Source organism: Ruegeria sp. BI12, from assembly GCF_056537985.1.
Map to the genome: position 1 here is coordinate 199709 of NZ_JBQFSL010000002.1, position 26507 is coordinate 226215.

The window sequence follows — 26507 nt, forward strand, 5'->3', positions numbered from 1 at the left end:
AATTTTCAGACGCTAACGGAAACAAACCTGTATTTTCCTTGCCCTCAGGCGAGATCGTCTCATTGACCCGATGCCGCACAGGCGCTAGGGCCTGTGCTGTAAAACGCAAGGAGATCCTTCATGTCCAACCCCTCGCTCCTCATCCTGCCCGGAGACGGAATTGGCCCCGAAGTCATGGCCGAAGTGCGCAGAGTCATCGATTGGTTCGGCGCGAAACGCGGCCTGGAATTCGACGTGAGCGAGGATCTGGTTGGCGGTGCGGCCTATGACGCGCATGGCAAGCCTTTGTCCGACGAGACCATGGCCAAAGCGCAAGAGGTTGACGCGGTTCTTCTGGGTGCCGTTGGCGGCCCGAAATACGACGATCTGGATTTCAGCCTCAAGCCTGAGCGTGGTCTGCTGCGCCTGCGTAAAGAAATGGACCTGTACTCCAATTTGCGCCCGGCCCAGTGCTTTGACGCGCTGGCCGATTTCTCGTCGCTGAAGAAAGATATCGTTGCCGGCCTCGACATCATGATCGTGCGCGAGCTGACCTCGGGCGTCTATTTCGGAGAGCCGCGGGGCATTTTTGAGGAAGGCAATGAGCGTGTTGGCATCAACACCCAGCGCTATACTGAATCCGAGATCGAACGCGCAGCGCGCTCGGCCTTTGAACTGGCGATGCGCCGGGGCAAGAAGGTCTGCTCGATGGAGAAGGCCAATGTCATGGAATCCGGCATCCTGTGGCGCGAGGTCGTAGAACGTGTGGCCAAGGAATACCCAGAGGTAGAGCTGAGCCATATGTATGCCGACAATGGTGCGATGCAGTTGGTGCGTGCGCCCAAACAGTTCGACGTCATCCTGACCGACAACCTGTTCGGCGACATCCTGTCGGATTGCGCCGCGATGCTAACCGGCTCGCTGGGTATGTTGCCTTCGGCCAGCTTGGGTGCTCCGATGGCGAACGGCCGTCCCAAGGCGATGTACGAACCCGTCCATGGCTCTGCCCCGGATATCACCGGTCAGGGAAAAGCTAACCCAATCGCCTGTATCCTCAGCTTCGCCATGGCGCTGCGCTACAGCTTTGATCAGCTTGAAGAAGCAGATCGTCTTGAAGCTGCGATCGAGAAAGTGCTGGCCGACGGTGTTCGCACAGGCGACCTGCTGGCAGATGAAGGCGTCACGCCAGTTTCGACCACGGAGATGGGTGATGCGATTTTGGCCGCCCTTGACGACAGCCTCTGATCAGACGCTCATTCAATTCAAAAGGCGGTGCCCAGCGCACCGCCTTTTTTAATTTCCACCGAAAATGTTGTTCAGCAGATTGTTGATGGCCCGGTCCAACCCGGTTTGGTTCTTTCGACGCTGTTGCTGAGGTTGCGCTGTTCTGACCGGTGGGTCCGGGGCCAGCATCGGCAACGGCGTCGGTGTCATGCCTTCGGTCACGCGCAACATGGTTTCTTTCCAGATTTCTGCCGGCAACCCGCCTCCGGTCACACCGGATAATGGGGTGTTGTCGTCATACCCCATCCAGATGCCCGTCACGTAGTCTGCCGTAAAACCGATGAACCAGGCATCGCGGGCGGCCTGAGTCGTCCCTGTCTTTCCCGCGACCTGCCATCCGGGCAACTGAGCGCGCGCGCCAGTGCCTTCGGACACGACACGCGCCATCATCCACGTCAGTTGCTTAGCGGCTTTGTCGTTGATGACCCGCTCACCAATGCCCGTTGTCGTAACCATGACCGGGGTTTGATCACCCAACAGCTTCAATTCCGTCAGCCCATAGGGTTCCACCGCCGAGCCGCCGTTCAGGATACCCGCATAGGCCCCCGTCATCTCGATCAGCGTGCTTTCCGACGCGCCCAGCGCCAATGCGGGGCCCTGCGCCAGATCGCTATCGATGCCAAACTCGCTGGCCACGGTGCGGACATTGTCCAACCCAGCAATCTCAGCCACTTTCACCGCTGGGATGTTCAGCGAGTTCTTTAAGGCGTCCGCCAGCGTGACGCGCCCATAGAACTTGTTAGTGTAGTTCTTGGGGCACCACTGACCGGACCCCGGAATATTCACGCAGTAGGGTTCATCTACGACCGTATCCAATGGCGAATAGCCAAGCTCCAGCGCAGTGGCATAAACAAAGGGTTTGAATGATGATCCCGTTTGCCGCAGCGCCTGCGTGGCCCGGTTGAAGGCACCGGACACGCGTGTTTTTCGCCCACCGACCATTCCACGCACGGCCCCATCCGCTGACATCACCACGATCGCGGCCTGAGCCTTGGAACCTTCGCGGACTTTCTCCTGAAAGATGAACTGCAACGCCTCTTCGGCTGATTTCTGGATACGCTGATCCAGCGTGGTACGGATCACCACATCCTCGGTTGTGTTGCGTGTAAAGAACTCGGGCCCGCTGGCCATTACCCAGTCAGCGAAGTAACCGCCGGCACGCGCGGCAGCCGCTTCGGACAATTGCGCGGGATTGTTGCGTGCGCTGCTGGCTTGCGCCGCGGTCAGGTATCCCTGCGCCTCCATCAGGCCAACCACCAACTGCGCCCGGTCCTGTGAGCGTTTCAAGTTGTTCGTCGGGGCATAGCGCGTCGGCGCGACCAACAAACCAGCCAGCATAGCGGCCTGTGACGGGCTGACCTCAGCCGCCGACATCCCGAAATAGCGCTGGCTTGCGGCCTCGAATCCACGCGCACCCGCACCGAGGAAGGCCCTGTTCAGGTAGATGGTCAGGATCTCATCCTTGGAGTATTTGACCTCCATCGCCATCGCATAGACGGCTTCCTTGGCCTTGCGCCACAACGAGCCCTGGCGGCAATCCGCCTCATACGCCGCCTCGGACTCCCATTCACTGGGTTCATAAGGCACGCCTAGGCACAAAAGCTTTGCGGTTTGCTGCGTGATGGTCGAACCGCCATGCCCGGACAGCGGCCCGCGTCCTTCGCTCAGGTTGATGCGTACGGCGCTCGCGACGCCGCGCGGACTGACGCCGAAATGGCGATAGAATCGTTTATCCTCGGTCGCGACGACCGCGTTCTTCAGATGGGGCGATACGGTATCGGCCGTGATGACACCACCGAACTGATCACCGCGCCAGGCGAAGACCTTGCCATCCCGATCCAACAGGGTCACCGACCCGCGCGCACGGCCGTCCAGCAAGGCATCGACATCTGGGAGTGAGGAGTAGACAACACCGACCGCCAAAGCCAACAGCATGGCGGCCACCGCGCCCACCCGCCAGGTCACGCCCCAGATCAGTCGCCACAACCAACGGAAAAGACGTCGAAAGAATCCTCCGCCGCCACCGGACGATTTACGGGTTTTTTTCCGGGCGGTTTTGCGAGTCGACGTCTTGCGCGCCGTCGCCTTCTTGCCAGCGGGCTTTGTCGTCCGCTTTGTGGTCGCGGGTTTGCGCCCTTTGGAAGGGTATCTTTTGTCCGCAACAAGCGATGTCTTGCGGCGCTTGGACTCAGTCATGCTCAAACTCTGCCCGGTTATCGTTTTGAGGCACCATACCCTGCCATAGACATGAAGTAGAGGTATGAATTTCCCCTATGCCGCCTCCATAACCTGCCTATAAATCGGGCAGAAGCGCTTTTTTGTGCAAAAATTGTGCACCTGACCCCCAATTTCCCCTGCGTTCGGCCGCCCATACCGTTTCTTACGACGGTCAGTCACGCTCTTTTTCTGCAGGTGCAAACAAGCCGGTCCCGCCGGACAGGAAGAGGGGAAAGACGTGAAACTGATCATTGCAACAATAAAGCCGTTCAAGCTTGAGGAGGTGCGTGAGGCACTGACCGAGGCCGGCGTGCGCGGCATGATGGTGACCGAGATCAAGGGCTTCGGCTCGCAATCGGGTCACACTGAAATCTATCGCGGGGCCGAGTATGCGGTGAACTTCGTGCCCAAGATCAAACTGGAAATTGTGGTACCTGCCACGATGGCCGACCAGATCGTCGAAACCATCACCAAAACCGCCAAAACCGGCAAGATCGGTGACGGCAAGATTTTCGTCCTCGATGTCGAGCAGGCCCTGCGCGTGCGGACCGGGGAAACGAACGAAGAGGCGCTGTAAGCGTCGCCACTCACATACATTCGAGGAAGTCACATGAACCTGATGAAATCTCTCATCCCTGCCGCCGCGCTTGTCGTGCTGCCGCAGATGGGTCTGGCGCAAGAGGCCGCCGAGGGCGAAGCTGCGCTGCACACCCAGTATATTTTTACCACCCTGCTGTTCCTGATGGCAGGCTTCCTTGTCTTCTTCATGGCTGCAGGATTTGCCATGCTCGAGGGCGGTCTGGTGCGTTCCAAGAACGTCGCCATGCAGATGATCAAGAACATCGCGCTGTTTTCGATTGCCGCGATCATGTACTGGCTGGTCGGCTTCAACACGATGTATCCAGGCGACTTTAATGGTTTCTTTGCCCTTGGCGGTCCGACCGTGCTTGATGCCGTGGGTGTTGCGCCCGCAGACGCGGCGTTAGACTACGCGTCTATCGGTTCGGACTTCTTCTTCCAGCTGGTCTTTGTGGCGGCAACCGCGTCCATCGTGTCCGGCGCCGTGGCCGAGCGCATAAAGCTGTGGCCCTTCCTAATATTCGTGATCGTTCTGACTGGTATCATGTACCCGATCTCCGGTTCCTGGAAATGGGGCGGCGGCTGGCTGGATGCCATGGGCTTTTCCGACTTCGCCGGTTCGACAGTTGTGCATTCGGTCGGTGGCTGGGCCGCTCTGGCGGGCTGCCTGATCCTTGGCCCCCGCATTGGCAAGTACAAAGACGGCAAAGTTCACCCGATGCCCGGCTCGAATCTGGCGCTGGCAACCCTGGGTACGTTTATCCTGTGGCTGGGTTGGTTTGGCTTCAACGGCGGCTCGCAGCTTGCAATGGGCACTGTGGGAGACGTATCCGACGTGTCCCGCATCTTTGCCAACACCAACATGGCCGCCGCATCTGGTGCTATCGCAGCCCTGATCATGACGCAGGTGTTGTACAAGAAACCTGACCTGACCATGGTGCTGAACGGCGCGCTGGCCGGTCTGGTCTCGATCACCGCAGAACCACTTGCCCCGAGCCTGTTCGGAGCGCTGTGGATCGGCGCAGTTGGCGGCATCATCGTGGTCTTCGCGGTTCCGATGCTGGACAAGTTCAAGATCGACGACGTTGTCGGTGCCATCCCGGTTCACCTGTTCGCAGGCATCTGGGGCACCATCGCCGTGATCTTCTACGGCGAAGCAAACCTGATCACACAGCTGACCGGTATCGTAGCTTACGGTGTGTTCACATTTGTTGGCGCGTTGATCCTGTGGACAATTCTGAAGGCGACGGTCGGCATCCGCGTCAGCGAAGAAGACGAGATCAACGGCCTCGACATGGCAGAACTGGGTATGGAAGCTTATCCAGAGTTTTCGAAAGGCTAATAGCCTGCCACTCGAAAACAAAAAAAACCCGGGCGTTCGCGCCCGGGTTTTCTGATTTATTGGATTATATCAGACACCGACGTCAACGATCGCCTTAGCCAGAATCGGAACCGTCGTCGCGTTCAAACCAGCAATGTTCAACCGGCTGTCACCAACCATGTAGATGCCGTGATCCGCGCGCAGCTTTTCGACCAGTTCAGGTGCCGCCCCCAGACGCGAGAACATGCCGCGGTGCTGTGCCACAAACCCAAAACGGTCTGACCCACTTTGGGCCTGCAGCTCGTCTGCCAGTTGTTGGCGCAAGCCCAGCATGGACAGGCGCACTTCTTCCAGCTCAGCCGCCCAGTCAGCGCGCAGGGCTTCGTCGTTCAGGATCGTCGTCACGACCCGCGCGCCGTGATCCGGCGGGAACGAGTAGTTCTGACGGTTCAGGAATGCCAGCGTGGACTGGTTCAAGGCTGTCTGCGCCGGGTCATCACTGATCGCCATCAACAGGCCGGTCCGCTCGCGGTAGACACCGAAATTCTTAGAGCAGGACGCTGCGATCAGGCAACGTTTGACCGACGAGGCCACCAGGCGGGTCGCCTGCGCATCCTCTTCCAATCCGTCGCCAAAGCCCTGATAGGCGATATCGATCATTGCCACGAGGCCGCGCTCGTTGATCAGGTTCACGACCTCCTGCCACTGCACCATGTTCAGGTTGGCACCGGTCGGGTTGTGGCAGCAACCGTGCAGCAGGATCACGTCGCCCGCATTCGCGGTTTTCAGGTCCTCGATCATGCCGTCGAAATCGACCCCACGGGTTTCACCGTCGAAATACCGGTATTGGACTGTCTCTATCCCCAGATAGTTCAGGATCGACAGGTGGTTGGGCCATGTCGGGTTCGACACGAACACGCGGGCCGAGGGGTTGGCCATGCGGATCATCTCAAATGCTTGACGGCAGGCACCGGTTCCGCCGGGCGTCGCCACGGCAGCGATGTTGCCGCGCGGAACCGAGGTGCCCAGGATCAGGCCAATCATCGCATCGGCATAAGCCGGGTCGCCCGCCAATCCGGTGTAGGCCTTGCTCTCTTGCTCTTCCAGGATGCGCTTTTCGGCCGCTTTCACCGCACGCATCACCGGGGTCACGCCCTCGGCATTTTTGTAGACGCCAACACCCAGGTCGATCTTTTGATCGCGCGGGTCTTCGCGATACGCCTGCATCAGCGCCAGAATCTTGTCGGCAGGCTGCGGTTTGAGGTTTTCGAACATCAGTTCTCTCCGGTTGCGACGGGCAGGGTCGGGAAGGCACCCCATTCAGCCCAGGAGCCGTCATAAAGCGAGTGGTCTTTCTTGCCCATGCGTTCAAGCGCAAGGCTGAGGATTGCGGCGGTCACACCCGACCCGCAGGATGTGATGGCTGGTTTCGACAGATCCACACCTGCGGACTCGAAGATGGCGCGGCATTCCTCGGGGGATTTCATCGTGCCATTCTTGTTCAGCAAAGTGCCAAAAGGCACGTTGCGCGATCCGGGAATGCGGCCCGTTCGCAGACCTTCACGCGGTTCCGTTCCGGTTCCGGCAAAACGATCGGCAGAGCGTGCGTCGATGATCTCATGATCTCCCAGCTTGGCGGCGGCAGATACCTGCGTGACGTCACGGACCAGATGGTTTTGGACCCGGACGGTCATGTGGCGGTCGCGGATCACCGGCGGCAGATCTTCGATCTCATGTCCCTCGGCCTGCCATTTCGGCAGACCACCATCCAGAACGGCGATGTTTTCCTGCCCCATCAACCGGAACAACCACCATACACGGGCGGCAGACATCAAACCGGCCCCATCATAGACGACAACCTGATGGCCGTCGCCCACGCCCATCGCCCTCAGGCGGGACATGAACTTTTCAACCGGTGGCGCCATATGCGGCAAGTCCGAGCGGTGGTCCGAGATGTCATCAATATCAAAGAACCTCGCACCGGGGATGTGGGCCGCGTCATATTCGGCCTTTGCGTCCCGCCCTTGCTGAGGCAGATACCACGACCCGTCCAGCACCCGCAGATCCGGGTCCTTGAGATGGGCGGCAAGCCATTCGGTAGAAACGAGGGTTTTCGGATCGTCCTGCATCAAAGTCTCCCCTAAACGCGCTTGGTTTGTCCCTATACGCGCGCGCATGCGGGTTCAAGACTGGATGGCGCTACCATTCCAGATCAGGTCGCATTCAACCGGCGCGCCGCAATCTGATGAACTGGATTATCCCAATGATGCTGATCACGATCCAAAAGCACTCGATGAGCATTGAAGCCAGATTGAAGTTCTGCAGCAGCGAATAGACGATCAGAACGGACCCGGCCAGATTAAGGATCGGAAAGGCCAGATCGTCGGAGTTCATCATCCGCATTTGTGTCGCGAAATAAGCAGCCACGACGACCATAGCACCGAAGGATCCGACAGCATCAGCCAACGTCAGACTATCAAGAAAAGCGGCCATTGCCTGCCTCCGAATGGTAATTGAGATCAGGCGCCCGGCGCCGCGTTCGCCGGTTGTCCGTAGTGATGCATATTCAGAAAGGCTGCGCCGGTTGCCCCGGCCCGGTAGCCATGCGGTAGGTCGGCGGCAAACCGCAGCCCCTGCCCAGCCTGTAGCGGTACCCAGTCACCGTCACGCAGAACGTCCAGCGTTCCGTTCAGAACGAACACTTCTTCGGTTACCCCAGTCGCATGAGCAGCCGATTCATGGCTCTGGTTTGGCGAAAGCTCGACATGAAAGGTCTCAGCCCCAAGTGCTGGATCGTAGGGAAAGACAATCTTGACTTCGATGCTGCCCGGGAAGGTCACCGTGCGGAATACATCGGCATCAGTCGGATCGCGCATCGCAGCAGGCCCGATCAGGGCACTCAGCGGCAACTGGAACCCTTTTGCGATCTTCCACAGGGTCGCGATGGTCGGGCTGGATTCGCCGCGCTCGATCTGGCCCAACATGGCCTTGCTGACCCCGGTCATGTCGGCAACCTTGGACAGGCTCAGCCCCGAGGCCGCCCGCACATCCCTTAGTTTCAGCGTAATTTCGTCCGGTGCCATCTTGTCGTCTCTCGAATCCCCTTGTGCGTTATAGCGCACATGTGATACGTGCGCTATAACGTACGCATCCCGAATATCGCAACCGGGGCAAAAGGGAAACAGCATCATGCCAATGTACCGATCCAGAACCTCAACCCATGGCCGCAACATGGCCGGTGCCCGCGGCCTATGGCGCGCCACCGGTATGGGTGACGACGATTTCGGCAAACCGATCATCGCCATCGTCAACTCGTTCACCCAGTTTGTGCCTGGCCACGTGCACCTGAAGGATCTGGGCCAGATGGTCGCGCGCGAGGTTGAGGCCGCAGGCGGTGTTGCGAAAGAGTTCAACACCATCGCGGTGGATGACGGCATCGCCATGGGCCATGACGGGATGCTGTATTCGCTGCCCTCGCGTGAGGTGATCGCAGATTCGGTCGAATACATGGTCAATGCGCACTGCGCCGATGCGATGGTCTGTATCTCGAACTGCGACAAGATCACCCCCGGTATGCTGATGGCCGCCATGCGCCTGAACATCCCGGCAATCTTTGTCTCGGGCGGCCCGATGGAGGCCGGCAAGATCGACATCGCGGATCTGGATACCAAAAAGATCGACCTTGTGGATGCGATGGTCGCTGCCGCCGACGATAGGTTCACCGACGAGCAGGTCCAGCATATCGAAGAAAACGCCTGCCCCACCTGCGGGTCATGCTCGGGTATGTTCACGGCAAATTCGATGAATTGTCTGGCCGAAGCTCTGGGACTGGCCCTGCCGGGCAACGGTTCCACGCTTGCAACGCATGCTGACCGAAAAGAGCTGTTCCTTGAGGCCGGTCGCCGGATCGTTGAGATCACCAAACGGCACTATGATCTGGACGAAAAAGGCTTCCTGCCACGCGAAATCGCAACGTTCGACGCGTTTGAGAATGCGATGTCGCTGGATATTGCCATGGGCGGTTCGACCAACACGGTTTTGCACCTGCTGGCCATCGCGCATGAGGGTGAGGTGCATTTCACCATGTCCGACATGGATCGCCTGAGCCGTCAGGTGCCGTGTCTCTGTAAAGTCGCGCCCAACACCGAAAACGTTCACATGGAGGATGTGCACCGCGCCGGTGGCATCTTCTCGATCCTAGGCGAGCTTAGCCGGGCCGGACTGCTGCACGAACACTGCAGCACCGTACACTCAGGCACAATGGGTGAGGCGATTGCGAACTGGGACATCAAAGTTGCCAACAACCCGGCGGCGCAGGACCTGTTCAAGGCCGCGCCGGGCGGCGTACGCACGACACAGGCCTTCAGCCAGTCGAACCGCTACAAAGAACTGGACACCGACCGCGAAGGTGGCGTGATCCGGTCCAAGGAACACGCCTTCAGCCAAGATGGCGGCCTGGCGGTTCTGTTCGGTAATATCGCGCGAGATGGCTGTATCGTGAAAACAGCAGGCGTCGATCCCAACAGCCTGACTTTCACTGGCTCGGCCTATGTATGCGAAAGCCAGGATCAGGCGGTCAACGACATCCTGACCGGCAAGGTCAAAGAGGGCGACGTGGTGGTGATCCGCTATGAAGGCCCGCGTGGTGGTCCGGGGATGCAGGAAATGCTGTATCCGACGTCCTATCTGAAATCCAAAGGTCTGGGTAAAGCATGCGCGCTTCTGACCGACGGTCGCTTTTCGGGCGGTACATCAGGCTTGTCGATTGGCCACGTTTCGCCCGAAGCGGCAGAAGGTGGTGAGATCGGGCTGGTCAAGCAAGGCGACAAGATCGAGATCGACATCCCAAACCGGACCATTCATCTGGCCGTGTCTGACGAAGAATTAGCCGCGCGACGCGAAGAGCAGGAAGAAAAAGGATGGGTCCCCGCGGCACCACGCAAGCGCAAGGTGTCCACCGCGCTTAAAGCCTATGCCAAGCTGGCGACAAGCGCTGCGAAAGGTGCCGTACGTCAAGTGTGACGAAGTGGTTTCCAAGCCGTAAAAATTCCAATAGCTTCACAGGCCCCGCTAACACGGTTAGCGGGGCCTTTTTTTCATTCAAAAATATCCACAGCTCAATCGGTGAGAAAAATGACATTCTGGCGCCCGCATAACAGTATTTGCGTTAAAGCCATCGGCTTGCATTGGCGTGGGAACAAACTCCTCGCAGCGGAAGTTCCGGATGACAGCGGTCACATCAAGGGCGTGCGTCCACTAGGCGGATCGGTCGAATTCGGCGAAACATGGCATGATGCTCTGAAACGTGAGTTCAAGGAAGAGCTTGATGTGACAATTGAAATCAGTGGGCAGCCGCTGGTGATCGAGAACCTCTACCGGCATGAAGGCCATCATGGGCATGAGATTATCTTTGTGGCTGATATTCAGTGTCCCGAACTTTTGAACCGGCCGGACGCGCCGATTTCATTTTCAGAAGACGACGGCCTGAGTTGGACGGCGCGTTGGTTCAGCCTGGATGCTCTGGATATCGGCGGTCCGGAGCTTTTCCCAACTGGCTTGAAAGGACGCCTGATTAATCGCTGACGCCTTAGTCAATCGCCCAGTTTGGCGTGAACCTCGTCCAGATCAATCTCACCAATCGGCATTTTGTTCGCTGGGTTCTCAAAATCGTATTTGAACAGCTCGAAATCGTGCTTGTAGATTTCGTAGACAAGATGCATCGACAAGTCGTCAAAGTAATCCTCAACCGGGTGCGCGCGTTTAGGTCCGTGTCCCTCGGATTCGTTGAAACGCGGGATCTCGGACAGGTTCACGGCGTGAGGTGTTTCTAGCCGATCAAGGACACTTTGCATTCCTTCATTGAACTGTTCAGTCCAGAAAATCTGATCGTACTGTCCGCCATTCACGATGAAGGTCGACACATGGCCGGACATGGCCGACCAGTGGATATCAGGGTCCATCGGACGGCGCCAACGGATCGTATCGCGCGCAAACAACAGAAACCTGCGAAAGCTGGCGATCTGATCGAACTCCCCCTTGCCATCGTCGCCGCCAACTTCGATCCCGTAATTATAGATAAGCGTGGGCACCAGATTGCCCCGGTACCGCTTGCCGTTGCGCTGAATGCCGCAGATCTTGTCGAAGAACGAGCTCAGAATTCGGGTGTAGGGATTGCGTACGCAAGTAAAGGCCAATGACTTGTGATTTCGGACATTTCCCGAGATCTGCTCCTGACTGGGTCCAAATGCCCATTTGTGCATCCCGTCTTTTGCGTCGTGGATATCACCATCAAAAAACTGCCCGTGATCGGAATAAAACATGATCTGGCCAATGGTCGAGCAGGCGCATTTCGGCACCACACGGTAAACCATGCTTTCGCTTTCGGTCATCCATGTACCGGGAAAACCCATCTGCTGTGCCTCCTTTGCCGATCTGGTCTCAAATATGACGCGCCAGCATTTGAAACCAAAAAACCAAAAATATTCTGTTTATTCAATCGCTCATCCTAAGTATCACGGTTGCAAATGGGCAAAAACGGAAAACAATAGGCCGAAATGGCAAGAATTGCCTACATATTGCTATGTCACAAAGACCCTGATGCGATCATCGCACAGGCTGAGCAACTGACCGCCGCCGGGGATTGTATGGCGATCCATTTTGATGCGCGGGCCAGTGCGACAGCCTACGCGCGGATCCGCGAGGCCCTGAAAAACAACCCCAATGTGACCTTTGCAAAAAAGCGCATCAAATGCGGATGGGGGGCATGGTCACTGGTTCAGGCCACGCTGAATGCTTTGCAGGCCGCTGTGGATGCGTTTCCTCGTGCCACCCATTTTTACATGGTGTCGGGTGACTGCATGCCGATCAAATCGGCGGAATTCATCCACGACTTTCTGAACCAACACGATGTGGACTTCATCGAAAGTCACGATTTCCTGGAAAGCAACTGGATCAAGACCGGTATGGTCGAGGATCGTCTGATCTATCGGCATTATTTCAACGAACGCACGCAGGCCAAGCTGTTTTATGGCTCTTACAATCTGCAAAAATGGTTCGGTTTGACACGTGAGGTTCCGTCAGACGTTCAGATCATGATAGGCAGCCAATGGTGGTGCCTGCGCCGCAGGACTATCGAAATGATCCTGGAGTTCCTGAAAAAGCGTCCGGATGTGAAAAGGTTTTTTTCGACCACCTGGATTCCGGACGAGACCTTTTTTCAGACACTTGTCCGCCATCTGATCCCCAAGACCGAGATTGACAATCGCACACCTACTTTCCTGATGTTCTCGGACTACGGAATGCCGGTGACGTTCTACAACGATCACTATGACTTGCTGCTGGCGCAAGACTATCTGTTCGCTCGCAAGATCAGCCCCGAAGCCTACGAACTGAAAGACAGGCTGGGGCAGATGTATGCAACCGAAGGGATGACGTTTCATATCTCGGATGAAGGGCGTAATCTGTACAGCTTTCTGACCGGGCGCGGTCGGGTCGGGCGACGTTACGCGCAGCGCTTCTGGGAAGCGGGCAATTCGCTTGGCCCCGAACGCGAAGTGTTTCTGATCGTGTCCAAGAAGTGGCACGTCGCCAAGCGGCTGGTGGACCAGATCGTCTCGGAAACCGACATTCCGTGCGTGGAGTATCTGTTCAACGAAGAAGACACGGCCCTGCCCGATCTGGGTGGCATTGAAACATCTCTGGCTAAGCGCACGCGGCACAGGCGCGCGGTGGCGCGCATGCTGTTTGAAAGCTTTGAATCCGGTAAGTTGGTCCTGTGCGTGGATCCCGCAAATCTGGATATCATTCGGGATTTCTGTTCGGTTCAGGCCCGCAGCCATATTCTGGAAATCGAGTGCGAGTATTCTGACGATTATTTAATCGGGCACGCGCGCCGTGTGGGTCTGGCCGGGGAAAACAGCCCTCGGGAAACCGTGGCCCGTCTAATCCCTACGCTGCGCAGTTCGCTGGCGCACGAATCCGAACTGATCCGCGAGGCAGAGTTCGACGGTTACCTGCGCATTCGTGAAACCAGCGCGCGCATTGAGAATGAGACCGCCATTGCCGAGTTTCTAGGGGTGACGCTGGACAAGGCGCAAGCCATCATGAGCCTTGATTATCTTTTTGCAGATTAACCGGCGACGCACCAACACGCCGCCGGTCAATAGTTCAGATGTCAAACTTGACGCCCTGTGCCAAAGGCAGCTCGGCTGAGTAGTTCACCGTATTGGTCTGACGTCGCATATAGGCTTTCCACGCGTCCGAGCCGCTTTCCCGCCCACCGCCGGTTTCCTTTTCACCACCGAAGGCGCCGCCGATCTCGGCACCCGAGGGGCCGATGTTTACGTTGGCGATACCGCAATCCGACCCGGCTGCAGTCAGGAACTGCTCGGCCTCGCGCATGTTCAGGGTGAACACGCAAGACGACAGCCCTTGCGGTACGTCATTCTGGATATCCAGCGCATCGTTGAAATCGTCATAGCCCATGACATACAGGATCGGTGCAAACGTTTCGGTTTTCACCACCGCGGTCTGGCCGGGCATTTCGACAATGGCAGGCTCCATATAGACGCCGTCTGGCACCCCTTCGGTCACGCGACGACCACCGTGCACTGTTCCGCCTTCCGCTTTGGCCGCCTCCAACGCTGCGGTCATTGCCGCGCCCGAGGCTTCGTCGACCAACGGGCCGACCAACGTTCCCTCGGTCAGCGGGTTGCCGATGGGCAAGCCTGCATAGGCTTTTTTCAGACGGCCAACCAATTCTTCGCGGATCGAGTTATGTACGATCAGGCGGCGCAGCGTGGTGCAGCGCTGACCAGCCGTGCCGACAGCAGAGAACACAATCGCGCGGACAGCCATTTCCAGATCGGCCGACGGGCCAACGATCATTGCGTTGTTGCCGCCCAGTTCCAGAATGCACTTGCCAAAGCGCTGCGCCACGATAGGCGCAACTGCGCGGCCCATGCGCGTGGAACCCGTGGCAGAGATGACCGGAACATCTTCGCTGGCCACCAGAGCTTCGCCCAGCGCCGCACCGCCGATCAGGGTCTGCAACAAGTTGTCCGGCGCATCACCAAACCGTGCCAGCGCACGTTCAAAAATCTTCTGGCACGCCATCGCGGTCAGCGGGGACTTCTCGGACGGTTTCCAAATCACCGAGTCACCGCACACCAACGCAATAGCGGCGTTCCACGACCACACAGCAACAGGGAAGTTGAAGGCCGAAATCACCCCTACCGGGCCTGCCGGGTGCCATGTTTCCATCATCCGGTGACCGGGGCGTTCGGACGCAATGGTCAGACCATACAATTGGCGTGAAAGACCCACGGCAAAGTCGCAGATATCGATCATCTCTTGCACTTCACCCAGGCCTTCGGATGTGATCTTACCGGCTTCCCAGCTTACCAGAGCGCCCAGATCGTCTTTTGCTGCGCGCAATTCCTCACCCAGCAATCGGATCAGTTCACCGCGGCGCGGGGCCGGGACTGTTCGCCACGCTTTGAAGGCCGCCTTTGACCGGGCAAAGATGGCACCCATGTCCGCTACCGGGGTTTCATGCACCTCTGCCAGCAGACTGCCATCAATCGGTGAAGTGACCTTAAGTGTGCCGCCCGACAGTTCGGCCTCGGTCAGATCCAGATTTGCGAGGGTGGTTTGGGATGTCATCACGATGTCTTTCATATCTCAGGCCGCCTTGTTCTGTTCGGTTACGTCGCCGGCGCGATAGAGCCGGCCAAATTCGGTATTGAGGAAATCGGACAGGTTCACTTGTTCTTGCCGGACAAAGCCCTTCGCAGGCAGTGCGCCGGTCCGCATCAGATCAACCACACCCAGAACGCCTGCGGCTGTGGTGACCTGAATTGCGCTCCAGACCTGTCCGTTGATCGTGCGGGCAAAGCTTTTGTTGATCAGGGACTTCTCGCGCAGCGCGCCGTCGATCATGCCTTTTGCCGTGCAATAGACCAGCACCACATCCTGATCCGTGCGCGGGAGCGCAGTTTCAAAAATGTCCTTCAACAGATCGCGGCGGTGCTCCAGCCCAAGGTCCTTGAGAAGCAGTTTGAGTATGTCGCAATGACCCGGATACCGGATCGAACGGTAAGACACCGCCCGCGCCTTGCCGTCCAGCGTTTCGGGCAAGGTGCCCAAGCCACCGGACGTGTTGAAGCATTCGTATTCCACCCCGTCATGACCAAGCAGTTCGTAGTCTTCCAGCGGAGCGGTCTTGACCCGTTCACCGTTTACGATGGCATCGCAGGGATTGCAGTATTCGTTGATCAAACCATCCGTCGACCAGGTCAGATTGTATTTCAACGCATTGGTCGGATAGAGCGGCAGCGCCCCCACCCGCATATGCAGGCTGTCGATTTCATCGAACTCTGCTGCCAGTGATGCCCCTGCGATGCCAACAAAACCCGGCGCCAGGCCACATTGCGGCATGAATGCCGTTTCACTGTCCTGCGCCAGTTCGCGTACGGCATTCGTGGCCGCGACATCTTCGGTCAGGTCAAAGTAATGCGCGCCAGCGATCTTGGCCGCCTTGGCGATCTTGGGCGTCAAAAAGAACGGAGCGGCCGAGATCACGGCATCGAACCCGGTCAGTCCTTGGGCAAGCTGGGCATCATCATCCACATCGATCTGACGAGTCGAAACGCCCTGCTTATTCAGCGCCGACAAAGCGGCCAAATCCCGATCAGCCACCGTGACCGAGTAGTTGGCCGATGACTTCAGCAGGGTCGCGATCATCTGACCGATCTTGCCTGCTCCGATGACACAAATGTTCCAGCTCAAAACGCGCCTCCTCTTTCGTTTTAGAAAGTATGAGGCCGCGTCTGTCCGAAAAGCAGGGGCAATCTTGACGAAATCGATGTTAGATTCGTCGTAATGACAACTAATTTGTCATTTTGTCACTTGATCCTTAGGCCGTCCTATTTATGCCGGTCGATGACCTATGCGACCACCCTTTGGCGGCAACACCATTGACCAAGCTAACAACGTCAGTGATTTTTATATTCAAATATTATACAGTACGCTCAATTGGGCCATTTTGTTCGCGCATATCAATGTGTTCAAGCGGCCCGCCCAGCGCAGGAAATTACGTCAGACCGGCCTTATCATTCCATTTGACTGATGGGTGCCTGCGCAACGACCAAGACAATGCGTTGGGTTTTTGACAATTTTCACGGCGAAGTTCAGGGGGGGACAAGGCGTGCCTAAAGATCCAATTGAAAGCTCTAAATCATTCAACCCAACCCATGAAGATCTGAAATTGATAGACGAAGTCCTGCCAGCGCAGGATCCATCGGTTATTCATTCGAAATTCGAGTTTTACGAAGTATCCGAAGAAACAATTTTGCCTTCTCGGGGGATGTTCGTGGTTCTTAGCGGTCTGGTCCAGCTAAGGCAGGACAAAGCGGTTCTGGCGACAGCAGACACTGGGGATTATTTTTATGAAGAACATCTTGAAATAGAAGACATTCCCGTCAGCCTGCAGGCTCTGGCCACTCCGGGCACCAGGTTGGCCTATCTGTCCGTACATCAATGGAAAGCAATCCCGGAAAAGATCAAGGATGCCTGCAAAGATACGCTGTTCGGCGATTTGGTCAGTGTGCATCTGAAGAACTATCAACAACCGATCAATTGCTGCAGCGTGACTGCTGCAGCCCTTAGCATGTCAGCGCTTGGATTCAGCTACGAAGTCAACGACATCTTTCGCGAATGCGGCTTGCCAACGTCGTTTGTCGTAAACGACGGAATATCGCTGGGCGAACTTTTTGATGTCGCCTGCACATTCATCCATACGCAGGACCTGCGCGATGTCATTCAGGTTCAGGCCTATTTCATGGATGAGGCCACGACATCCGTGGATCTGTTGCTTGAGGCAATAGACGAATCCAATCGGCTGGGTGGAAAGAACGATATCCTTGTGGCGAACTTTCAAGTCGGCGTCGCACATGGCAAGGAAAACATGCCGGGTGGCCATTTTGCCATTATCGCAAAGTGCAACCCAAGCACCGGCCTTGTGCATATGATGGACGTTCACCCGGAAAAGTACGGCAAGCTATGGGTGACAACCATCGATCGGTTGTGGGCCGGGATGACGGACCGGGACGGGACCTCGATGCGATCACGGGGGATGTTGCGGTTCTCAGCACGGGACGCTGTCAAAACGTACCTGCAAACTTTGAAGCAGGACTGCAATTACGTCGACAGCACGGAATACCTGGCCAAGGACCCCAAAAGGCGGCGCAACCTGTTCAGGCGGGCCAGCCCGAACATGAATTCGATGGGCGTACTTGCTGAAAGCCTAGCCATCCTTGGGGATGAACAGGTCGACGAAGACAAACTACTGAGGGCGACGCAAACCGATTTGGCCGAAGCGCTTAGCCGTGTGTCGACAGCCCACGAAATGCACGCGATGGCGCAGCGCTACCTCAGTCAGGAACCGGACGTGCATCTGGGCAGCACTTTCCGCAGCTACGCCAATCGCTCGGACAAAAGCGTCAGTTCACCCGAAGACTGGTTCCACCACCAATTGCAAAGTCTGAACGAACACAAAGATCTTCGTCATCTGATGATCAATATTGATTTCAATAAGGTCCTGGGATCTGAGGTCATTCGCCCCCCTAAGAATGCGTACCGTGAAACGGCTCTGTTAGAAGAATTCTGGTGCCTGTGTATCGCGTACAAAGAAGCAACCGATATGGTGACGGTTGTGGACATGAGCCCCGCGACCTCACAGGTTTGGCAAGCGCCGCGCGGGCATTTATTCCGCGGTCTTCGGGACCTTAACGACCCCGCCTTGTTGGTGATCGAAAAACATGATCCGCCCGAAGACCCCAGCGATGTAGACCAGATCGTCAAAAACAATCCACTTGTTCTATTTTATGCGGATGAAGACCCCTGGTCCTACATGCTGAGCAGCATTCTGGCCAACATAGGCATCACCGACATAAAACTGATTGATGTTGAGGGGCATGGCGCAAATGTCATGAAAATGCGCCGGCAACTGATCGCTCGGACCGGCAAGGAAACTGTTCCGTATCTGTTTTTCAATGGCGTTTGTCTGGGCCGGCGAAACGACATTGTGGACAGTATCCTGAAAGGTGAGTTTCAAAGGGAAGTGCAAAAAGCGGGGCTGCCGGTTCTGTTGCGTCATGAATCCCCCAGCCTAGACAAGAACATCTTTGGCTATCCCAAAGGCGGTCTGACCGATGCGCCCAGCGAAAAGCGCAACGTATTGCTGTGTGCCTGCGGGTCATCGGCGGCAGACAAGGTGCCGCAGCTGATAAAGAAAATCACCGATGCCGGTCACAATGTGAAACTGATCCCTTCCGTGTCTGCTGAAAAGTTCTTTCGCGATATTGAGATCGAAGCGGATGTAGAGATTGAAAGGGGATATGAGCCCGAAAAGGTCGAGGACTACATCTCGCACAACGACTACTACCGCGACGATGACGAATGGAACTTCCGCTATACCAAGTTCGGCATGCCTCTACGCGCGTCGCACCTTGCGTTGTGTGACTGGGCTGATTGCGTGATCGTGGCACCCGTGACCTGCAACACGATGGGTAAGATCGCCAACGGGATTGCCGACAACCTGCTGACCTCGGTCTTTGTGGCCTGGCAGTACCGGAACAAACCGGCGATCCTTTGCCCGGCGTGTAACACCAATATGTGGAACAATGTCACGACCCAAAGGAATGTCGAGAAACTGCGCGATCTGGGTGTTGATCTGGTCGGTCCCCGCAAAGGACGGCTATCAAATGGCATGATGGGGATAGGCATGATGGCGACCCCGGACCAGATCATGGAAGTTCTGGACGAAGCTTTTGAGGAACTGGCCGATCAGGAACACAATATCTGCAAATGGGCGCAAGAAGCCGCCGCATCGGATGAGTTCGCGCAGTGGCGCCGTGTTTTCGACGCGATCGAAAGCGGTATGGCCGGGATCGACATTGTGGATGAGCACAATGGCGATACGTTGCTGCATTTCGCTGCTGGCGGCGAAGGTGAGTTGCATGAAAACGGAAAGGACTTGGGCAAACCTGACATTGAGGCCGCACAAGAACTGATAAGGCGCGGCATCAATGTGAACGCAACCAACGATCACGGGTTTACCAGCCTGCACGTGGCAGTGATGAACAACTCGGTTGAAATGGTCAAAACTCTGCTGGCCGCAGATGGCATCGACGCAAGTTCTTGCATCCACTTCCTGCAAAGTCCCAAAAACTCCGGGGACGTCAAGCAAGCCAAAATCTCAAAAAAAGTTCTGGCCATGCTGGATGACTGGGCCAACAGCCACACCCTGACGGAGATCGAGGAAGAGAGCGAAGACGATGTCGTTGATGATCGTGAACGCACCTATCTCTACTTCACCTATGGCTCGTTGAAGAAAGGCTTCCCGAACCACGAAGCCCACACAAACGTGCTGGACGATTTCGTCGGTGAGGCGGTAACCCGGCAGCGAATGCCCCTGATCGTGCCGCATGAGCCCCATTGCGACAATCCAAACTGTGGATACCTGCATCGGATGGCCACGCTGGTCGACCAGAAGGGGCGCGGCAAGCCGATCCACGGAGAAGTGTATCGGGTGACCTCCTCCGGTATGAAAGAGCTCGACAAGCTCGAAGGGTTTCACGGACCCGGATCACCGGATAATGTTTACGTTCGCAAGCGGATCAACGTGCTGATCGACGGTGTGATGAAACCCGCATATGCCTACGTGATCGCTCAGCCTACCAAATATTTGGATCAGCTAGAGCAAGGCACCGCCGGTATTGTCAGGGAATACACGCTGGACATGGCCACAGGCACGCCAAAACCCGGATGGCAGCCGCCCGCCTAGTTTTGAGCTTGTATCACGACCTCTTCCTCGGGGCTTTCCTTGAGGCTGAGGTTGTAGGCCGTGATGATCACCATGCACAAAAGGACAAAAGGCCAGAATGCGGCCTTGGGAATCAGGTTGTCCTTATAGTGGATGAACCACAGGGACGGCACAGCCTCGGCCGCAAATAAGTAGGTGTTTACCGACACGGCCAGCAGCAGGAAGTACATCAGGAAAAAGAACGATTCCATGTAGATCACAGGAGATCCGGCGAAGCCTTCGCGCAATTGCACATGCGCCAGCAGGATCACGAAAAACAGGACCGAGCATGTGCCGATGACGCTGGACGTGCTGAAATCGTGCCGTTCGACCAGATCAGGGCGGCGTGTGACGATCATGGCAGCCCCGAACAGCAACATCGTCACTACGATCAGCGGAATCATGTGGACGATAAAGGCATTCGCAAAGTTTCGTTTGATGACAAAGTTGTAATGCAGCTCGGGCAGGTTCGTCTGAAACTCGTTCTGACCGATGCCCAGCGTCGTATCCAGATTGGAAAGACGATAGTCGAAATAGGTGTTTTCACGCTCCCAAGTTCCCAGGACGATCTGGCTATCGATACCAAAAATGTCATCCGGCCCCGTAGCCGGATAGGCCGAAAAGTCAGGTATTAGAGCCACATTTACGTCAAACCCGCCCGGCCAGAAACGAACCCAGACGGTTTTGTGGTCGAACGGGTAGCTGGTGTAGTCAAAGGTCTGGCGCAAGGTCTGTTCAAAGTACCAACCGATCAGCTCGGAACCATCCTGATCAATCCTGTACGCCTCTTCAATCAGGCCATTCGCCGCCTCGGCAGCTTCCGGCAGGATGAAACCCACTTCGCCAGGGGCGGGTTTGATGGCGTCATGTACACCCTCCTCATAGTGCTGCCAGATATAGCCGCTGATATGGACGTCACTTGCACCTGTGAAGCTGAAGGACTTGATAAAGATGCCAGTCCTGACTTGATACTCTGGCAAATTGGGAAGGTTTTGCAGATACGCGTCGACGGACGCCTGATCCGGCAACTGCGTCGGGTCCTCGTCAAAATGGTTAAGATCAATCCAGAGTTTTATAAGAAGAAGGGCTAGGCCCAGCGTGATCAAACCCGAAATCAGCCAGACTTTCTTTTCTATGCTCATTCAGCCCCTCGCCTGATTAGTTCAGTCGCCCGACCAACGACTGTTTGATGCCCAGGTCGTGAAACCGCGCCTTCAGTTCGCCGACGCACTCATGCGATGCTAAAGGAATGCCCCAACCCCCGCATTCTGCCAGTGTTCGGGCCTGCAGGATCGACAAATCTACCATCGGCAATGGCTCATCCGCTGTGAATGCGGCCAGGGCATCTGCGTATCGGATGGCTTCGTCCCACTGCTTGCGTGCCAGCATGACGACGACGGCATCCGTGTAGAAATGCAGGTGACTGTGGCCAACACAACCTTCTGCGATGATCTTCTCGCCACGTTTCAGATGCTCATCCTGGGCTGCGGGGTCTTCTTCGGCCATAGCCAGGGCGGACAGCGCCTTTGGCCCGACAAAATTCCGGCCGTGTTCAAGGGCAATTTCGACTGCGCGACGCCCCGTTTCACGTGCCAGTTCCAGTTGCCCGGCATACACTTGCGAGCGCGCAAGATGTTCCAGCGCCTGCGCCTCGAGGCGTTTTGCGCCAACGCGGTTTGCGATTTCCGCTGAGAGAGTAAAAGAGTCTAATGCTTGGTCCAGCTCCCCCAAAAAGGTGTGCGCAACGCCCAAACAGGTCTGCGCCACGCATTCCGGGACAAAGGCGAAATACTTCTGAGACACCTCAATGGCTTCCTGCGCATCCAGCTTTCCCTGCGCCACATCGCCTGTATAGCTGCGCGCGACGCTCAGATTATGCAGGTTCGCGGCCAAATCACGAACCAACCCCTTTTCCCGCGCCCGCTCGACTGCCTGAGTATAGAATCCCGTCGCGGTCTGCATCGTGGCATTCATGAAGTTGGCATCACCAAATCCACTGAGCGCGCCGACCTCAAGCCGCGCGGATTCAAGCTTTCTGGCCAGTGTTAGAGCCGTTTCGTTGCTCTCGAGCGCCTTTTGCACCTGACCTAAAGGGAAGTACACATTGCCACGCACATAGTTTATCTGGGCAATGTCGCGGTCGGATCCGCAGCGTTCCGCAGCCGCCTCTGCAATATCCAGACTTTCAAGCGCTTCCTGATACAGGCTGGCCTGCCGCGCAGCTTGAGCCAGACCAATTTGGGCCCGACAGACTTGTTCATCCGTCTCGGCCAGGTCCGCAGCTTCCTTGAATTCACGCAGCGCATCATCCGACAGACCCTGTAACCGGTGCGTCTCACCGCGGGCGCAGAACAAATCAAAGCGTACGCCAGCGGGCGCGGGCAGTTCCAAAGCCCGTTCGATCAACGTGCTGGCGTCGTCGAACTGAAATGCCTGGATCAAGTTTTCCGCGGCTTCCAGATAAGCCTGGGCGGCATTGGTCGCGCCCGCACGATCTAGATGCTTCGCCCTCAGAGTGGCATCACGGTCCTCGAACCATTTCGCGGCCTGACGATGCAGTCGCGCGCGTTCCGATTTCACCAATGTCGCATAAGACCCGTCGCGGATTAGCGCATGGGCAAACATCAGATCGGCCTCTGCCTCGCGTATCAGGGCCGACCTGATCAGGGTCGAGGTATCCAGATGCCCTTCACCCAAAAGGAAGTTCAGCACCTCGGGCGAAAATCTCTGCCCCAGTACCGAGGCAGCTTGAATCGATGTTCGGCTGGTCCGATCCAGTGAATCCAAACGGGACTGAACGATGCCCTGAATGCTGCCGGGAACAGATTCCTGTTTCAGGACATCGATATTGCGCAACAGCTGCTCAAGAAACAGCGGGTTTCCTCCGGCACGTTTCACGCAAGCGTCCAATAGCTCCGGGTCGATCCCGGTAAATTCTTCGACCAGCTTTCGGGCGTGTTCGTCCCCCATCGGCGCCAGTTCCAGCTTGGAAATTAAGGCACCGTCCGTTGCAAGTTGCCATTCGCGGTCGATGGGATCGCCTTCCACGCGACTGGTCATCAGTAACACGCAGGGCAGGTCCCGCGTCATCGCTGCGATATGGGCGCACGCGGTCAGGATCTCGGGTGCGGCCCAATGGATGTCCTCGATATGGATCAACAGGGGCGTTTCCTGACTGCGGGCTGAAATCAAATCGTCGATGACCTGACGCCGGCCGCGTAGCCGGGTTGCATTGTCCATCACCGCATAAACCTCTGCCAGGCCTGGGTCCTGCTCAAGCTCCAACAATGCATTCAGATGCGCGGCGTTCGCCGCTGTCACCCATCCCTTGCCGATTGCATCCTTCGCGACGGATGCACAGGTTTCCATATCGTCCGTCGGCTCCAACCCCAGAATACTGCGTGTCACCGATTGGATGGCCGAATGCCCCTCGCGCGCACCGAAATCCATGACCACACCGTTATGGATGGAATAAGAGAGGCTGTGCGCCAGCTCAGCCACCTGTTCAGACAGGTGGGTTTTGCCGATGCCCGGCTCACCCAGAATAATGTGAACCTCGCCCTTGCCGTGCCGCTGACATCGATCGAACGTTGCCGAAAACAGAGATAGCTCTCGTTCACGGCCCACAAAACGATGCCGGCGTGACCGTATGTTTCGCGCCATCCTGTCCAGTCGCCACAATTCGACCGGATCATTGAGACCTTTGATCGCCTTTTCGCCCATCGATTGGCCGACAAAAAGCGGCCCTAACGCACGCTGAATATCGTGAGAGACCAAAGTCTCACCAGGCGCTGCCAGATCGGTGATACGCGACGCAAGGTTCACACCATCACCGGTCACCGTGTATTCCGTATGGGCCTGACTGCCTGTCGTACTGGCAATCACCTGCCCTGACGCAATCCCGATATGGCAGGTCAGCGGAGGGGTCAGGCTGGGCAGGACCGCGTGAATTTCCAGCGCGGCCCGGGCGGCCCGTTCGGTATCGTTAGTGTGCGAGATCGGCGCGCCAAACACAGCCATAACCGCATCGCCAATATGCTTGTCGATCCGGCCGCCGTACTTTTCGACGACCTTGTCCACCTTGGTGAAAAACGCGTTCAGCAGCGCATGCATGTCTTCGGCATCCAGTTCGCTGGTCAACCGGGTAAATCCGGTCAGGTCAGCAAACATGACGGTCACCTGCCGCTTTGCAGGCTCCAGCGGATCGTCCGGTTCATAGGGCTGAACTACTTCGACCGTCTCAAGTTCGGCAATCGCGCGCAAAAGCCGTCGGCGATCGCCGACAGCAGTGACTCCGATTTCGATCAGGTCTTCACCCGTCAGATCGGGTAAAATTCCAAAATCAATTTTGTTATCCAAAAAGGCTTGCGCGTAGTCAGATAGTCCAAGTGCGCTTAGCCAGTCCCTAAGGTCCTGAGACATGTCGCCCCTCTGAAGCCCCCAACTCCAAAGACAGACGTAGCACAAAAAACCCGGATGAGTCTGCAAAGTTTGAATATTTTAATGTTTATGTACATCCAATTGCCCGAGCGGCGGGCAATTGGGTTTTGGAACTAGACCTCGGCCTCCAATCCGTCAGTCGACAGATCGTCCAGTTTTGGCATCAGCCGCAGCAACTCGCTTGCATATTCGGTCTGTGGGTTGGCAAAAAGCGCGTTGGTTTCCTGAAGCTCAACCACCTTGCCCTGTTTCATCACAGCCACCCGGTCGCACATCTGGCGCACCACCGGTAGGTCGTGGCTGATGAACAGCAGGGTCAGGCCCAGATGTTCCTGCAGGTCTTTCAGGATGTTCAGGATCTGCGCCTGGATGGACACGTCCAACGCGCTGGTCGGTTCGTCACAGATCAAGAACCGCGGCTGTGTCGCCAAAGCACGAGCAATCGAAATACGCTGCCGCTGACCGCCTGAGAATTCGTGCGGGAATTTCAGCCCGGCCTCATGCCCCAGCCCAACCTGATCCAGCAATTCGTCCACGCGGCGTTTTACATCGGCCCCTTCCATCAGTTTGTGGTGGCGGATTGGTTCGGCCACGATATCATCTACCCGCATCCGAGGGTTCAAAGATGAATAAGGATCCTGGAAGATCATCTGGATATTCTTGCGATACGCATCCAGAGCAGCTCTGTTCGTCAGATCACTGACCACCTGTCCGTCAAAAGTGATCGTGCCTCCGTCAACCGGGTAGAGCCCCGCAATCATCCGAGCGACCGTGGATTTACCCGAGCCGGATTCACCCACGACGCCGAATACCTCACCTGCACGAATGTCGAAGCTTACGTCGTCAACGGCGGTGAAATAGGTGCGGTCCCAAGGCAGCAGGCCTTTGCGCTGCAGGAACTTCTTGGTCAGGTTGCGAATTTCGAACACCGGTTTGCTGGTGTCGTTGTCCACCTTGGGCCAGTGACGGGCCATATCTTCGACAGCGAACCGGGTCTCGCGCCCTCCATAGCTGATCTGCGGGAAGCGGTGCAGTTTCAGGGTCGGACGCGGAACCGCGGCGATCAGCGATTTGGTATATTCGTGCGTTGGCTGGCCCATGACCTGCGAGGTCGGGCCGGTCTCTACCACCTTGCCCGCATACATAACCGTCACCTTATCCGTGGTATCTGCAATCACGCCCATGTCGTGGGTGATCAGAATTACGCCGACCTGACGTTCCTGCGCCAGTTCCTTGATCAGGTCCAGGATCTGCGCCTGAACGGACACGTCCAACGCAGTCGTCGGTTCGTCCGCGATAATCACGTCCGGCTCGGTGCAAAGCGCCAGAGCGATCACAACACGCTGCCGCATCCCGCCCGAGAACTGGTGCGGATACTGGTCCAGCCGCGTGTCCGGATCAGGAATACCAACCCGGTCGATCAGGTCACGGGCGCGCTGGTTCGCCTCGGCATCCGTGCCGCCCAGATGGGCCTGAATCGTCTCGGTCAGCTGTTCGCGCACGGTGAACAGCGGGTTTAGCGATGTGAGCGGATCCTGAAAGATCATCGAAATCTTTTTGCCACGCAGTCCGCGCATCGCGTCGGCATCCAGACCGCTGATCTCGTCGCCGCTCAGCTTGATGGTGCCGCTGGCAATCCGGCCGGGCCGGTCCAGCAGACCCATGATGGCCGCACCGATAGTAGATTTACCCGCACCGGATTCACCCACCAGACCGTGGATTTCGCCCGGTTCAACGGACAGGTCCACATGGTCCACGGCGGTGAACAATTGGCGGCGCGTCGGGAATTCGACCGTCAGGTCATTGATTGTCAGAAGGCTCATG

The 26507-nt window shown here is 56.9% G+C and carries 18 protein-coding genes; 7 read left to right on the plus strand and 11 right to left on the minus strand.

Annotated features, from left to right (window positions below; genetic code table 11):
* Positions 1–120 precede the first annotated feature (120 nt).
* Positions 121–1224: a 3-isopropylmalate dehydrogenase gene (gene leuB / locus ACR0AK_RS14310; protein ID WP_480793798.1), complete on the plus strand. Its 1104-nt coding sequence runs from the start codon at positions 121–123 to the stop codon at positions 1222–1224.
* A 48-nt stretch (positions 1225–1272) separates the two neighbouring features.
* Here leuB and ACR0AK_RS14315 read toward each other — a convergent pair whose 3' ends face one another.
* Entirely contained in the window at positions 1273–3459 is a 2187-nt protein-coding gene (locus ACR0AK_RS14315; RefSeq protein WP_480793799.1) for a transglycosylase domain-containing protein, read from the minus strand.
* A gap of 259 nt (positions 3460–3718) precedes the next feature.
* On the opposite strand from ACR0AK_RS14315, the gene ACR0AK_RS14320 reads away from it, so the two are divergent.
* Complete coding sequence (locus tag ACR0AK_RS14320) at positions 3719–4057, plus strand: P-II family nitrogen regulator (protein WP_058273036.1); 339 nt, start codon at positions 3719–3721, stop codon at positions 4055–4057.
* A gap of 33 nt (positions 4058–4090) precedes the next feature.
* Positions 4091–5401: an ammonium transporter gene (locus ACR0AK_RS14325; protein WP_480793800.1), complete on the plus strand. Its 1311-nt coding sequence runs from the start codon at positions 4091–4093 to the stop codon at positions 5399–5401.
* A 69-nt stretch (positions 5402–5470) separates the two neighbouring features.
* On the opposite strand, the gene ACR0AK_RS14330 is transcribed toward ACR0AK_RS14325, so the two are convergent.
* The 4 genes from ACR0AK_RS14330 to ACR0AK_RS14345 form a co-directional block, all read right to left on the minus strand.
* Positions 5471–6655, minus strand: coding sequence for an amino acid aminotransferase (locus tag ACR0AK_RS14330; RefSeq protein WP_480793801.1), 1185 nt, complete (start codon positions 6653–6655; stop codon positions 5471–5473).
* Entirely contained in the window at positions 6655–7509 is an 855-nt protein-coding gene (gene sseA / locus ACR0AK_RS14335; protein WP_058273039.1) for a 3-mercaptopyruvate sulfurtransferase, read from the minus strand. Before sseA ends, ACR0AK_RS14330 begins: the two co-directional genes overlap by 1 nt.
* Before the next feature lie 94 nt (positions 7510–7603).
* Entirely contained in the window at positions 7604–7873 is a 270-nt protein-coding gene (locus tag ACR0AK_RS14340) for a CBU_0592 family membrane protein (RefSeq protein WP_480793802.1), read from the minus strand.
* Positions 7874–7899: 26 nt separating this feature from the next.
* On the minus strand, positions 7900–8463 hold the full coding sequence (locus tag ACR0AK_RS14345) for a helix-turn-helix domain-containing protein (RefSeq protein WP_480793803.1): 564 nt from the start codon (positions 8461–8463) through the stop codon (positions 7900–7902).
* 106 nt (positions 8464–8569) lie between these two features.
* Here ACR0AK_RS14345 and ilvD point away from each other — a divergent pair, with 106 nt between their 5' ends.
* Together ilvD and ACR0AK_RS14355 are read left to right on the plus strand one after the other, a co-directional pair.
* Complete coding sequence (ilvD, locus tag ACR0AK_RS14350; protein WP_480793804.1) at positions 8570–10402, plus strand: dihydroxy-acid dehydratase; 1833 nt, start codon at positions 8570–8572, stop codon at positions 10400–10402.
* A gap of 111 nt (positions 10403–10513) precedes the next feature.
* On the plus strand, positions 10514–10963 hold the full coding sequence (locus tag ACR0AK_RS14355; protein WP_480793805.1) for an NUDIX hydrolase: 450 nt from the start codon (positions 10514–10516) through the stop codon (positions 10961–10963).
* A gap of 8 nt (positions 10964–10971) precedes the next feature.
* Here ACR0AK_RS14355 and ACR0AK_RS14360 read toward each other — a convergent pair whose 3' ends face one another.
* Entirely contained in the window at positions 10972–11790 is an 819-nt protein-coding gene (locus tag ACR0AK_RS14360; protein WP_170565243.1) for a sulfotransferase family protein, read from the minus strand.
* A gap of 144 nt (positions 11791–11934) precedes the next feature.
* Here ACR0AK_RS14360 and ACR0AK_RS14365 point away from each other — a divergent pair, with 144 nt between their 5' ends.
* A complete protein-coding gene (locus ACR0AK_RS14365) occupies positions 11935–13512 on the plus strand; it encodes a DUF5928 domain-containing protein (RefSeq protein WP_480793806.1) in 1578 nt (525 codons plus the stop codon).
* Between the two features lie 34 nt (positions 13513–13546).
* Here ACR0AK_RS14365 and amaB read toward each other — a convergent pair whose 3' ends face one another.
* Together amaB and ACR0AK_RS14375 are read right to left on the minus strand one after the other, a co-directional pair.
* Complete coding sequence (amaB, locus tag ACR0AK_RS14370) at positions 13547–15043, minus strand: L-piperidine-6-carboxylate dehydrogenase (RefSeq protein WP_438826368.1); 1497 nt, start codon at positions 15041–15043, stop codon at positions 13547–13549.
* Positions 15044–15061: 18 nt separating this feature from the next.
* The gene (locus tag ACR0AK_RS14375; protein WP_480793807.1) at positions 15062–16168 is read right to left on the minus strand and encodes a saccharopine dehydrogenase family protein; all 1107 of its coding nucleotides are present in this window, start codon (positions 16166–16168) and stop codon (positions 15062–15064) included.
* Between the two features lie 418 nt (positions 16169–16586).
* On the opposite strand from ACR0AK_RS14375, the gene ACR0AK_RS14380 reads away from it, so the two are divergent.
* Entirely contained in the window at positions 16587–20225 is a 3639-nt protein-coding gene (locus ACR0AK_RS14380; RefSeq protein WP_480793808.1) for a flavoprotein, read from the plus strand.
* Here ACR0AK_RS14380 and ACR0AK_RS14385 read toward each other — a convergent pair.
* The 3 genes from ACR0AK_RS14385 to ACR0AK_RS14395 form a co-directional block, all read right to left on the minus strand.
* Positions 20222–21385: a hypothetical protein gene (locus ACR0AK_RS14385; RefSeq protein ID WP_480793809.1), complete on the minus strand. Its 1164-nt coding sequence runs from the start codon at positions 21383–21385 to the stop codon at positions 20222–20224. The genes ACR0AK_RS14380 and ACR0AK_RS14385 overlap by 4 nt on opposite strands.
* A gap of 16 nt (positions 21386–21401) precedes the next feature.
* Entirely contained in the window at positions 21402–24665 is a 3264-nt protein-coding gene (locus ACR0AK_RS14390) for an adenylate/guanylate cyclase domain-containing protein (protein WP_480793810.1), read from the minus strand.
* A 131-nt stretch (positions 24666–24796) separates the two neighbouring features.
* Positions 24797–26506, minus strand: coding sequence for an ABC transporter ATP-binding protein (locus tag ACR0AK_RS14395; RefSeq protein ID WP_170565265.1), 1710 nt, complete (start codon positions 26504–26506; stop codon positions 24797–24799).
* Between the last annotated feature and the right edge of the window lies 1 nt (position 26507).

Excerpts from the sequence above, each read along its gene's own strand:
- leuB (WP_480793798.1), top strand. The coding sequence starts at position 121 with ATGTCCAACCCCTCGCTCCTCATCCTGCCCGGAGACGGAATTGGCCCC.
- ACR0AK_RS14315 (WP_480793799.1), bottom strand. The coding sequence starts at position 3,459 with ATGACTGAGTCCAAGCGCCGCAAGACATCGCTTGTTGCGGACAAAAGA.
- ACR0AK_RS14325 (WP_480793800.1), top strand. The coding sequence starts at position 4,091 with ATGAACCTGATGAAATCTCTCATCCCTGCCGCCGCGCTTGTCGTGCTG.
- ACR0AK_RS14330 (WP_480793801.1), bottom strand. The coding sequence starts at position 6,655 with ATGTTCGAAAACCTCAAACCGCAGCCTGCCGACAAGATTCTGGCGCTG.
- sseA (WP_058273039.1), bottom strand. The coding sequence starts at position 7,509 with ATGCAGGACGATCCGAAAACCCTCGTTTCTACCGAATGGCTTGCCGCC.
- ACR0AK_RS14340 (WP_480793802.1), bottom strand. The coding sequence starts at position 7,873 with ATGGCCGCTTTTCTTGATAGTCTGACGTTGGCTGATGCTGTCGGATCC.
- ACR0AK_RS14345 (WP_480793803.1), bottom strand. The coding sequence starts at position 8,463 with ATGGCACCGGACGAAATTACGCTGAAACTAAGGGATGTGCGGGCGGCC.
- ilvD (WP_480793804.1), top strand. The coding sequence starts at position 8,570 with ATGCCAATGTACCGATCCAGAACCTCAACCCATGGCCGCAACATGGCC.
- ACR0AK_RS14355 (WP_480793805.1), top strand. The coding sequence starts at position 10,514 with ATGACATTCTGGCGCCCGCATAACAGTATTTGCGTTAAAGCCATCGGC.
- ACR0AK_RS14360 (WP_170565243.1), bottom strand. The coding sequence starts at position 11,790 with ATGGGTTTTCCCGGTACATGGATGACCGAAAGCGAAAGCATGGTTTAC.
- ACR0AK_RS14365 (WP_480793806.1), top strand. The coding sequence starts at position 11,935 with ATGGCAAGAATTGCCTACATATTGCTATGTCACAAAGACCCTGATGCG.
- amaB (WP_438826368.1), bottom strand. The coding sequence starts at position 15,043 with ATGACATCCCAAACCACCCTCGCAAATCTGGATCTGACCGAGGCCGAA.
- ACR0AK_RS14385 (WP_480793809.1), bottom strand. The coding sequence starts at position 21,385 with ATGAGCATAGAAAAGAAAGTCTGGCTGATTTCGGGTTTGATCACGCTG.
- ACR0AK_RS14390 (WP_480793810.1), bottom strand. The coding sequence starts at position 24,665 with ATGTCTCAGGACCTTAGGGACTGGCTAAGCGCACTTGGACTATCTGAC.
- ACR0AK_RS14395 (WP_170565265.1), bottom strand. The coding sequence starts at position 26,506 with ATGAGCCTTCTGACAATCAATGACCTGACGGTCGAATTCCCGACGCGC.